This is a genomic window from Streptomyces sp. NPDC003943 (genome assembly GCF_053605265.1).
In genome coordinates, this window is the sequence record NZ_JBSGIW010000152.1 from 1 (window position 1) to 10,680 (window position 10,680).

Below are 10,680 nucleotides of genomic sequence, written 5' to 3' on the forward strand. Positions count from 1 at the left end.
AGCCGCTCAGCCTGCGCTTCGTGCTGCCGTCCGGGCCCGGCTCGGAGGCGCTGCGGGCGGTCGGCGACCGGATCGTGCGGATGCTGGACGCCGTGGGGATCCGTACCGAAGTGACCAAGGTCTCCGACGACAGCTTCTTCAAGGACCACATCGCCTCCGGCGACTACGACCTGGCCCTCTACTCCTGGCCGGCGACCGCCTTCCCGGCCACCGACGCCCGGCCCATCTACGCCAAGCCCGAACCGGCCTCCGACGGCTCGCTGCTCGTCGAGCAGAACTACGCCCGCGTCGGCACCGACCGCATCGACCAGCTCTTCGACCAGGCGGCGGCCACCCTCGACGAGGCGGAGGCCCGCGACCTGGTCCGCCAGGCCGACGCCCGGATCTGGGCCGCGGCCGGCTCCATCCCGCTCTACCAGCGCCCCCAGCTGGTCGCCGCCAAGCCGGACGTGGTGAACGCGGGCGCCTTCGGCTTCGCCGCCCCGCGCTACCAGGACATCGGCTTCAAGAAGCCCGAGTCGGCGCAGGGCGCGGAGCGGAACACACGGAAGTAGCCCCGTACAGGTGCCACGGAAGCGGCGCATTACCCGAAAGTAGCCGAAAGTCCAAATCGCAAGCTCAGAAGCAGCTCAATTTCCTTGCCCGCCGGTGCCGCCGGCGGGCAGGATCACGTTCGCCCCTTGACCCGGCAGCAGGACCCCGCAGCACCGCTCCCCACCCCTGAAACCTCCCAGTAGACCCTCTCGGATCCCTCCGGGGAAGCCCCTTGCGCGGCGGCCCCGTACCATGGGACATAGCCGTGGCGCGTCCGCCCGGCGGGCGTAAGAGGAACTGACGCCGATTCCCACGATCCGAGAGAAGCGCAAGCCACCCATGCCCACGCGCCACGACATCCGTAACGTTGCCATCGTCGCCCACGTCGACCACGGCAAGACGACCATCGTCGACGCCATGCTCAAGCAGGCCGGTGCCTTCGCCGCCCACCAGCAGCTCGACGACCGCATGATGGACTCGAACGACCTGGAGCGTGAGAAGGGCATCACGATCCTCGCCAAGAACACGGCGGTGAAGTACCACCCCAAGGACGGCGGGGCCCCGATCACGATCAACATCATCGACACCCCCGGCCACGCCGACTTCGGTGGCGAGGTCGAGCGCGGTCTGTCGATGGTCGACGCCGTCGTCCTCCTGGTGGACGCCTCCGAGGGTCCGCTGCCGCAGACCCGTTTCGTGCTGCGCAAGGCCCTCCAGCAGCGCAAGCCCGTCATCCTCTGCATCAACAAGACGGACCGCCCGGACTCCCGGATCGACGAGGTCGTCAACGAGACCTACGACCTCTTCCTCGACCTGGACGCCGACGAGGACCAGATCGAGTTCCCGATCGTCTACGCCTGCGGCCGTGACGGCATCGCCTCGCTGACCAAGCCGGAGGACGGCACCGTCCCCGCCGACAGCGACAACCTGGAGCCGTTCTTCTCCACGATCCTGGAGCACGTCCCGGCCCCGTCGTACGACGAGGAGGCGCCGCTCCAGGCGCACGTCACCAACCTCGACGCCGACAACTTCCTCGGCCGTATCGCGCTGCTCCGCGTCGAGCAGGGCGAGCTGCGCAAGGGCCAGACGGTCGCGTGGATCAAGCGGGACGGCACGATCTCCAACGTCCGCATCACCGAGCTGATGATGACCGAGGCGCTCACCCGCAAGCCCGCCGAGGTCGCCGGCCCCGGTGACATCTGCGCCGTCGCCGGTATCCCGGACATCATGATCGGCGAGACCCTGGCCGACCCGGAGAACCCGATCGCGCTGCCGCTGATCACGGTCGACCAGCCGGCCATCTCCATGGTCATCGGCACCAACACCTCGCCGCTCGTCGGCCGCGGTGGCACCGGCAAGGGCGCGGAGGCCAAGTCCGCGGTCAAGGACCGCAAGGTCACCGCCCGTCAGGTGAAGGACCGTCTGGACCGCGAGCTCGTCGGTAACGTCTCGCTGCGCGTCCTCGACACCGAGCGTCCCGACGCCTGGGAGGTCCAGGGCCGTGGTGAGCTCGCGCTCGCCATCCTGGTCGAGCAGATGCGCCGCGAGGGCTTCGAGCTCACCATCGGCAAGCCGCAGGTCGTCACCAAGGAGGTCGACGGCAAGATCCACGAGCCCGTCGAGCGCCTCACGGTCGACGTGCCCGAGGAGCACATGGGCGCCGTCACGCAGCTCATGGGCGTCCGCAAGGGCCGCATGGACAACATGTCGAACCACGGCTCCGGCTGGGTCCGCATGGAGTTCGTCGTTCCGTCCCGTGGCCTCATCGGCTTCCGTACGGAGTTCCTCACCAACACCCGCGGCACGGGCATCGCCCACTCGATCCACGAGGGCCACGAGCCGTGGTTCGGCCCGCTGCAGACCCGTAACAACGGTTCGCTGGTCGCCGACCGCGCGGGTGCCGTCACCGCCTTCGCGATGACGAACCTCCAGGAGCGCGGCGTCCTCTTCGTGGACCCGGGCACCGAGGTGTACGAGGGCATGATCGTCGGCGAGAACTCGCGCTCCGACGACATGGACGTGAACATCACCAAGGAGAAGAAGCTCACCAACATGCGCTCCTCCTCCGCCGACTCCTTCGAGGCGATCGTCCCGCCGCGCAAGCTCTCGCTCGAGCAGTCGCTGGAGTTCTGCCGCGACGACGAGTGCGTCGAGGTCACCCCGGAGGCCGTGCGCATCCGCAAGGTCGTCCTGGACCAGAAGGAGCGTGGCCGCTCCGCGTCGCGCGCCAAGAACGGCTGATAGAGCGGAAGCTCACATTCAGGGCTCGGCCCCCCGCACCACGTGCGGGGGGCCGAGCCCTTTTCAACTTTTCGTCAAGTTGGTTTGAGCGGACGGCCGTCCGGATATCGGTCGTCGCTCTCCGGAACGTGTGTTAACGGTCCGTTTCGTCGGTGTCTGTCTGTGCTCGCTTTGTCCGGATTTCGGTCTTCGGTGGCTTGGCGATGTTGTCAAAACGAGACCACTTAAGTGTGGTTTACAGCCCGGACGTACTTAATAGTTGGCTCCATTGAGCTCGGGTCAATGGGTCACGCACTGTGGGGAGTGCCGACTCACGAGCACACTCGAGGCACTTGGGTGCAACGCCGTCAGGGGTGTCGGCAGCGCGCATGGAGTGCCTCTCTTGTAGTGACAAAGTGGACTCATGAGGAGGAACCCATGCGCGGTGCCAAGAGCGCCAAGTGGGTAGCGGGCGCGATCGTTGTCGCCCTGGCTGCGACCGCCTGTGGCGGGGGTAAGGGTGGCGACGGCGGCTCCGACGCCAAGGCGAAGGTCGACCCGAACGGGATCTTCTCGATCGAGCTCGGCGAGCCGGAGAAGCCGCTGTACACCGGTGACACGATGGAGTCGAACGGCTCCGCGGTCATGAAGGGCCTGTTCGCGAACCTGGTCGACTACAAGGCCGACGGTTCGCTTCAGATGATCAACGCCGAGTCGGTCACCACGACGGACTCGAAGACCTGGACCGTCAAGCTCAAGCCGGGCTGGACCTTCCACGACGGCACCCCGGTCACGGCCCAGTCCTACGTCAAGGCGTGGAACTGGAACGCCAACGTCAAGAACGCCATGGGCCTCGCGTCCTGGTTCGCCGACGTCAAGGGCTTCGAGAAGGTCCACCCGGAGGACGAGAAGGCCAAGCCGACCGCGGACACGCTGGACGGTCTGAAGGTCGTCGACGACAACACCTTCACCATCGAGCTGTCGAAGCCGGTTCCGTACTTCGCGCACAAGCTCGCCTACATCGTCTTCGCGCCGCTGCCGGAGTCCTTCTACAAGGACCCGAAGGCCGCGGGCCAGCACCCGATCGGCAACGGCCCCTACAAGTTCAAGAGCTGGGACCACAAGAAGCAGATCGAGGTCACCCGCTTCGACGGCTACAAGGGCCCGAACAAGGCGAAGAACGGCGGTGTGGTCTTCAAGAACTACACCACCCTCGAGGCCGCCTACGAGGACCTGAAGTCGGGCAACGTCGACGTCCTGCGTCAGCTCGCCCCGAAGGACCTGCCGGTCTACCGCCAGGACCTCGGCGACCGCGCCGTGGACCAGCCGTACTCGGCCATCCAGACCATCGCCGTCGCCTTCTACGCCGACCAGTGGAAGAAGCCGAAGCAGGTCGACCCGCGCGTCATCCAGGGTCTGTCCATGGCGATCGACCGCGCCACCATCACCAAGACGGTGCTCAACGGCACCCGCGAGCCCGCCACCGGCTGGGTCGCCAAGGGTGTCCTGGGCTTCCAGGAGAACGCGGCCGGCGACATCACCAAGTTCGACCCCGCCAAGGCCAAGGAGCTCATCAAGGCCGGCGGTGGCGTCCCGAACAACAAGATCTCCATCCAGTACAACGCTGATGGTGGTCACAAGGAGTGGGTGGAGGCCGTCTGCAACTCCATCCAGCAGGCGACCGGCGTCCAGTGCGTCGGCGACGGCAAGCCGGACTTCCAGGCCGACCTGACGGCCCGTAAGACCAAGCAGGTCAAGTCCCTGTACCGCTCCGGCTGGGTGCTCGACTACCCGGTGAACGCCAACTTCATCTCGGACCTGTTCCGCACGGGTGCGGGCGGCAACCAGGGTGACTTCTCGAACAAGGAGCTGGACGCCAAGATCGCGGCCGCCGACGGGGCGAAGACCCTCGACGAGTCGGTCAAGGCGTACCAGGCCATCGAGAAGGACCTGATCAACTACATGCCGTCGATCCCGCTCTGGTACTACAAGGTCAACGCGGGCTACTCGGAGAAGGTTACCGGCGTGGCTTACGGCCAGGACGGCGACCCGATCCTGACCGGCGTCGAGGTCAAGAAGTAATCACCCAAGCGTAGTCCGCTCGCCGAACGCGGAGTTGACGGACCGTCAACTCCGCGTAACGGCGCCTTACGCAGTGGCTGGGGGGCCCTTCCACGACATCAGCGTGCCCGGAAACGGGCATGCTGTCGGGGGAGGGCCCGTCGGCTGCGGCCGTCACATCTCAACGGAGGCATGATGGGGCGCTATGTCGCACGACGACTGCTCCAGATGATCCCGGTCTTCCTCGGGACAACCCTGCTGATCTTCCTCATGGTGCACAGCCTGCCCGGTGATCCCGTGCTGGCGATGTTCGGTGACAAGGGTGCGGATCCCGCGACCCTGGCCGCCAAGCGTCATGAGCTGGGTCTCGACAAGTCACTGCCGGAGCAGTACTTCGTCTATATGCGGGACATGATCCTGCACCTGGACTTCGGCAACCAGATCCGCAACGGTCGCCCGGTCACCGAGGTCCTTGGAGACGCGTTCCCCGTCACGCTCCAACTGGCCTGCCTGGCCTTCGCGTTCGAGCTCATCTTCGGCATCGGCCTCGGCATCATCGGTGGCCTGAAGGCCGGCAAGCTCGCCGACAACGCGATCCTGATCTTCACGCTGCTGATCATCTCGATCCCGGTCTTCGTGCTCGGCTTCATCATCAAGATGGTGTTCGCCTTCAACCTGGAGTGGATCGCCCCGAACGTCAGCAACGACGTGCAGTGGTCCGAGCTGATCGCCCCGGCGATCGTCCTCGGCGGTCTCTCCCTCGCGTACGTGACCCGACTGACCCGCACCACGATGGCGGAGAACCTGCGCGCCGACTACATGCGCACGGCCATCGCCAAGGGCCTGCCGAAGCGCCGCATCATCGGCGTCCACCTGATGCGCAACTCGATGATCCCGGTCATCACCTTCCTCGGCACCGACATCGGCGCGCTCATGGGCGGCGCGGTCGTCACCGAGAAGATCTTCAACATCAAGGGCGTCGGTGGTCTGATCGCCGAGTCGATCTCCCGTCGCGAGGGCACGACCCTGGTCGGCCTCGTCACCATCCTGGTGATCGTCTACCTCGTCACCAGCCTGCTCATCGACCTGCTGTACGCGGTCCTGGACCCGAGGATCCGGTATGCCTGACGTGACCAAGACCGCCTCCGCCGTCGAGGACGCCGTCGCCGCTCCGGCCCCGGCCGAGACCGCGGCCCCGGCGAAGCAGGAGAAGGCCCGCTCCCTGTGGGGCGACGCCTGGCGCGACCTGCGCCGCAACCCGTACTTCATCGTCTCGTCGGTGCTGATCCTCTTCCTGCTGGCGGTCGCCGCCTTCCCGGGGATCTTCACCAACGCCTCGCCGACCACCGGTGACCTGGTCAAGCACTACCTGGGCCAGCCCGACCTGGGGAACGTCGGCCAGCCCGACTGGCTCGGCTACGACGGCCAGGGCCGCTCCGTGTACGCCCGCATGATCCACGGCACCCGTGCCTCGATCATCGTCGGCGTCTGCGTCACCCTGATCGTCACCGTCCTCGGTGGCCTCATGGGCATGCTCGCCGGCTACTTCGGCGGCGTGTGGGACGCGATCCTCTCCCGGATCACCGACATCTTCTTCGGCATCCCGTTCCTGCTCGGCGCCATGGTCGTCCTGCAGTCCTTCGAGGACCGCACCGTGATGGTCGTCGTCGGCGCGCTGGCCTTCCTCGGCTGGACGCAGATGGCCCGCGTCATGCGCGGTGCCGTGATCACCGTCAAGCAGTCCGACTACGTGCACGCCGCCAAGGCGCTCGGTGCCGGCACCACGCGGATCCTGTTCAAGCACATCCTGCCGAACGCCATGGCTCCGGTGATCGTCGTCGCGACGATCTCGCTCGGCGGCTACATCTCCGCCGAGGCGACCCTGTCCTACCTGGGTCTCGGCTTCGCCTCGCCGACCGTCTCGTGGGGTGTCGACATCTCCACCGCCGTCGACCAGATCCGCGTTGCCCCGCACATCCTGCTGTGGCCGTCGATCATGCTGAGCATCACCGTCCTGGCGTTCATCATGCTCGGCGAAGCCGTCCGCAACGCCCTCGACCCCAAGATGCGCTGAGGAGGGCGTACACGTGAGCACCATCGACAAGACCGCGGCCGTCCCCGCGCCGCGCGACGGCGCCGACCACACCGGTCCGCTCCTCGAAGTCCGTGACCTGCACGTCGAGTTCCACACCCGCGACGGTGTGGCCAAGGCGGTCAACGGAGTCAACTACTCGGTCGACGCCGGCGAGACCCTCGCCGTGCTCGGCGAGTCCGGTTCCGGCAAGTCCGTGACCGCGCAGGCGATCATGGGCATCCTCGACATGCCGCCCGGCAAGATCCCGCAGGGCGAGATCCTGTTCCGCGGCCAGGACATGCTCAAGATGTCCTACGAGGAGCGCCGGAAGATCCGCGGCCGCAAGATCGCGATGATCTTCCAGGACGCGCTGTCCTCCCTGAACCCGGTCCTCAGCGTCGGCTACCAGCTCGGCGAGATGTTCCGGGTGCACCACGGCCTGTCCAAGAAGGACGCCACGGCCAAGGCCGTCGAGCTGATGGACAAGGTCAAGATCCCGGCCGCCAAGGCCCGGGTCAGCGACTACCCGCACCAGTTCTCCGGCGGTATGCGCCAGCGCATCATGATCGCCATGGCGCTCGCCCTGGAGCCGGACCTGATCATCGCGGACGAGCCCACCACGGCGCTCGACGTGACGGTGCAGGCCCAGGTCATGGACCTGCTCGCGGAGCTGCAGCGCGAGTACAACATGGGTCTGATCCTGATCACCCACGACCTCGGCGTCGTCGCCGACGTCGCGGACAAGATCGCCGTCATGTACGCGGGCCGGATCGTCGAGCAGGCGCCGGTGCACGAGCTGTACAAGCGCCCGGCGCACCCGTACACCCGGGGTCTGCTCGACTCGATCCCGCGCCTGGACCAGAAGGGCCAGGAGCTCTACGCGATCAAGGGCCTGCCGCCCAACCTGCTGAAGATCCCGTCGGGCTGCGCCTTCAACCCGCGCTGCCCCAAGGCCACCGACATCTGCCACACGGAGATCCCGGCCCTGGTGCCGGTCACCGAGCAGGACGGCGGCGAGCTGCCGGGCCGCAAGAGCGCCTGCCACTTCTGGAAGGAGACGATCCATGGCTGAGACCACCAAGAACGACAAGGCCGAGGGCGTGTCCGAGGAGGCGGCCGTGGCCGCGATCGAGGCCCCGGTCAAGCGCGGTGAGCCGATCCTCCAGGTCCGCGACCTGAAGAAGCACTTCCCGCTGACCCAGGGCATCCTCTTCAAGAAGCAGGTCGGCGCGGTCAAGGCCGTGGACGGGGTCTCCTTCGACCTCTACCAGGGCGAGACCCTCGGCATCGTGGGCGAGTCCGGCTGTGGCAAGTCCACGGTCGCCAAGCTCCTGATGAACCTGGAGCGGGCCACCGCGGGCGAGGTCTTCTACAAGGGCCAGGACATCACCAAGCTGTCCGGCCGCGCCCTCAAGGCCGTGCGCCGGAACATCCAGATGGTGTTCCAGGACCCGTACACCTCGCTGAACCCGCGTATGACGGTCGGCGACATCATCGGCGAGACCTTCGAGATCCACCCCGAGGTGGCCCCGAAGGGCGACCGGCGCCGCAAGGTGCAGGAGCTGCTCGACGTCGTCGGTCTGAACCCCGAGTACATCAACCGCTACCCGCACCAGTTCTCCGGCGGTCAGCGCCAGCGCATCGGCATCGCCCGCGGCCTCGCGCTCAACCCGGAGATCATCATCTGCGACGAGCCGGTCTCGGCCCTGGACGTCTCCGTCCAGGCGCAGGTCATCAACCTGATGGAGAAGCTGCAGGACGAGTTCAACCTCTCCTACATCTTCATCGCGCACGACCTGTCGATCGTCCGGCACATCTCGGACCGCGTCGGCGTCATGTACCTCGGCAAGATGGCCGAGATCGGTACGGACACCGAGATCTACGACCACCCGACGCACCCGTACACCCAGGCGCTGCTCTCCGCGGTGCCGGTGCCGGACCCGGACGCCCGCGAGAACCGCGAGCGGATCATCCTCACCGGTGACGTGCCCTCGCCGGCCAACCCGCCGTCGGGCTGCCGCTTCCGCACCCGCTGCTGGAAGGCCCAGGACATCTGCTCCACCGAGGTGCCGCTGCTGGCCGTCCCGGAGCGGTTCCAGGGTCAGGACACCCCGGCCGCGCACGAGTCCGCGTGCCACTTCGCCGAGGAGAAGACGGTTCTCCCCGTCTGATCCACCCGGTGCCCCACAGGGCCCCGGCACCCCCACGGAGGGTGCCGGGGCCCTGTGCGTTCGGCGGCCGGTTCGGCGGCCGGTTCAACGGTCGGTTCAACGGTGGGTTCATCCGGACGCCGTAAAAGTGCACTCCTGTCAATATCAGGTGATATTGGGGCCTAAGTCAGCATCAGGACATTCGGGAGGCACTCCATGCGCGGAGCCACGCACGCCAAGTGGGCCGCTCTGGCCACCGCCGTCGCCCTCGCGGCGACCGCCTGCGGTGGTGGTGACAGCGGTGGCGGCGGCGGGGGCGCGAACGGTGTCGTGACCTCCTCGTGGGGCGACCCGCAGAACCCGCTGGAACCGGCGAACACCAACGAGGTCCAGGGCGGCAAGGTCCTCTCCATGATCTTCCGCGGGCTCAAGCAGTACGACCCGAAGACGGGCGAGGCCAAGGACGTGCTCGCCGAGAAGATCGAGACCAGCGACTCGGTCAACTTCACCGTCACCGTCAAGGACGGCTGGACCTTCTCCAACGGCGAGAAGGTCACCGCCAAGTCCTTCGTCGACGCCTGGAACTACGGCGCGAGCCTGAAGAACAATCAGAAGAACGCCTACTTCTTCGGCTACATCCAGGGCTACGACCAGGTCCACCCCGACAAGGGCTCGGCGACCGCCACGACCATGTCCGGCCTCAAGGTGACCGGTGACCTGACCTTCACGATCAAGCTCACGCAGAAGTTCTCGACCTTCCCCGACACCCTCGGCTACGCGGCCTTCGCACCGCTGCCCCAGGCGTTCTACGACGACCACGCCGGCTGGCTCGCCAAGCCCATCGGCAACGGCCCCTACACCGTCGACTCCTACTCCCGGGGCTCGCAGATGGTCCTGAAGAAGTGGGACGGCTACCCCGGACCGGACAAGGCGCAGAACGGCGGCATCACCCTCAAGGTCTACACGGACAACAACACCGCCTACACCGACCTGACGGCCGGCAACCTCGACCTCGTCGACGACATCCCCGCCTCGCAGCTCAAGAACGTCTCCGCCGACCTCGGCGGCCGCTACATCAACACCCCGGCCGGCATCATCCAGACCATCGCCTTCCCGTTCTACGACCCGGCGTGGAACAAGCCCGGGCAGGAGAAGCTCCGTACCGGCCTGTCCATGGCGATCAACCGCCCCCAGATCACCCAGACGATCTTCCAGAAGACCCGCACCCCCGCCAAGGACTGGACGTCACCGGTCCTCGGCAGCGACGGCGGCTACAAGGACGTCTGCGGCTCCGCGTGCGTGTACAACCCCACCGAGGCCAAGAAGCTGGTCGCCGAGGGCGGCGGCATCCCGGGCGGCACGATGACGATCTCGTACAACGCCGACACCGGCTCCCACAAGGAGTGGGTGGACGCCGTCTGCAACTCGATCAACAACGCGCTCGGCAACAACAAGGCGTGCGTCGGCAACCCGATCGGCACCTTCGCCGACTTCCGCAGCCAGGTCAGCACCCAGAAGATGAAGGGCCCGTTCCGCGCCGGCTGGCAGATGGACTACCCGCTCATCCAGAACTTCCTCCAGCCGCTGTACTACACCAACGCCTCGTCCAACGACGGCAAGTACTCCAACCCCCAGTTCGAC

General features: G+C 66.8%; 7 protein-coding genes and 1 pseudogene. All 8 read left to right on the forward strand.

Going from position 1 to position 10,680, the window contains the following annotated elements; translation table 11 throughout:
• Positions 1 to 554: pseudogene (locus ACWEV0_RS34735) on the forward strand (ABC transporter family substrate-binding protein); the annotation flags it as partial.
• A 319-nt stretch (positions 555 to 873) separates the two neighbouring features.
• Positions 874 to 2,775, forward strand: a complete 1,902-nt coding sequence (typA, locus tag ACWEV0_RS34740) for a translational GTPase TypA (protein ID WP_453153806.1) — start codon at positions 874 to 876, stop codon at positions 2,773 to 2,775.
• 417 nt (positions 2,776 to 3,192) lie between these two features.
• On the forward strand, positions 3,193 to 4,836 hold the full coding sequence (locus tag ACWEV0_RS34745) for a peptide ABC transporter substrate-binding protein (protein ID WP_453153807.1): 1,644 nt from the start codon (positions 3,193 to 3,195) through the stop codon (positions 4,834 to 4,836).
• A gap of 174 nt (positions 4,837 to 5,010) precedes the next feature.
• On the forward strand, positions 5,011 to 5,943 hold the full coding sequence (locus ACWEV0_RS34750; RefSeq protein ID WP_453153811.1) for an ABC transporter permease: 933 nt from the start codon (positions 5,011 to 5,013) through the stop codon (positions 5,941 to 5,943).
• Positions 5,936 to 6,889, forward strand: a complete 954-nt coding sequence (locus tag ACWEV0_RS34755; RefSeq protein WP_453153808.1) for an ABC transporter permease — start codon at positions 5,936 to 5,938, stop codon at positions 6,887 to 6,889. The genes ACWEV0_RS34750 and ACWEV0_RS34755 overlap by 8 nt, the downstream gene beginning before the upstream one ends.
• Positions 6,890 to 6,902: 13 nt before the next feature.
• Positions 6,903 to 7,961: an ABC transporter ATP-binding protein gene (locus tag ACWEV0_RS34760; RefSeq protein WP_451609288.1), complete on the forward strand. Its 1,059-nt coding sequence runs from the start codon at positions 6,903 to 6,905 to the stop codon at positions 7,959 to 7,961.
• The gene (locus ACWEV0_RS34765; RefSeq protein WP_453153809.1) at positions 7,954 to 9,060 is read left to right on the forward strand and encodes an ABC transporter ATP-binding protein; all 1,107 of its coding nucleotides are present in this window, start codon (positions 7,954 to 7,956) and stop codon (positions 9,058 to 9,060) included. Before ACWEV0_RS34760 ends, ACWEV0_RS34765 begins: the two co-directional genes overlap by 8 nt.
• Before the next feature lie 195 nt (positions 9,061 to 9,255).
• The coding region (locus ACWEV0_RS34770; protein WP_453153810.1) for a peptide ABC transporter substrate-binding protein at positions 9,256 to 10,680 on the forward strand (1,425 nt) is incomplete at its 3' end.

Bases quoted from the DNA above. Each gene is read 5' to 3' on its own strand.
- ACWEV0_RS34745 (WP_453153807.1), top strand. From the start codon at position 3,193: ATGCGCGGTGCCAAGAGCGCCAAGTGGGTAGCGGGCGCGATCGTTGTC.
- ACWEV0_RS34750 (WP_453153811.1), top strand. From the start codon at position 5,011: ATGGGGCGCTATGTCGCACGACGACTGCTCCAGATGATCCCGGTCTTC.
- ACWEV0_RS34755 (WP_453153808.1), top strand. From the start codon at position 5,936: ATGCCTGACGTGACCAAGACCGCCTCCGCCGTCGAGGACGCCGTCGCC.
- typA (WP_453153806.1), top strand. From the start codon at position 874: ATGCCCACGCGCCACGACATCCGTAACGTTGCCATCGTCGCCCACGTC.
- ACWEV0_RS34765 (WP_453153809.1), top strand. From the start codon at position 7,954: ATGGCTGAGACCACCAAGAACGACAAGGCCGAGGGCGTGTCCGAGGAG.